This window comes from Bacillus sp. XT-4, assembly GCF_050864245.1.
GTDB lineage: Bacteria > Bacillota > Bacilli > Bacillales > Bacillaceae > Bacillus > Bacillus altitudinis.
On the sequence record NZ_JBPAFI010000001.1, the window covers coordinates 681,381 to 681,693 of the forward strand.

General features: G+C 44.1%; 1 protein-coding gene. It reads right to left on the reverse strand.

Annotated features, from left to right (window positions below):
• Positions 1-290: prephenate dehydratase domain-containing protein (locus ACRRMM_RS03635; RefSeq protein ID WP_432450787.1), on the reverse strand; the 290-nt coding region annotated here is incomplete at its 3' end.
• Positions 291-313 lie beyond the last annotated feature (23 nt).

Here is a 313-nt window from a genome sequence, read left to right on the forward strand (position 1 = left end):
TTTGAAGAAAAACCAGAATTCATTGGGAACGATGCCTTCGCCTCTTTATGTAAAATGACAAAACGTGTATGATTGTGCGGATAATCATGAATGTCTTTTTTCGCAATCGTCAATCCGTACGTTTTTGCGGCGATTTCATTCGCAATCGCACCAACAGCTTCATCTGGATGCTCACTGATGTATTTCGCTGCATAGCCTGTTGATTCCACTGGCCGATGCGGGATATTAGGAAACTGTCTCTTCAAAAATTGATGACACTGCGCAATGGCGTGCGGATGTGACTGAATCACATCTAATGTCTCCCAGCTCTCCG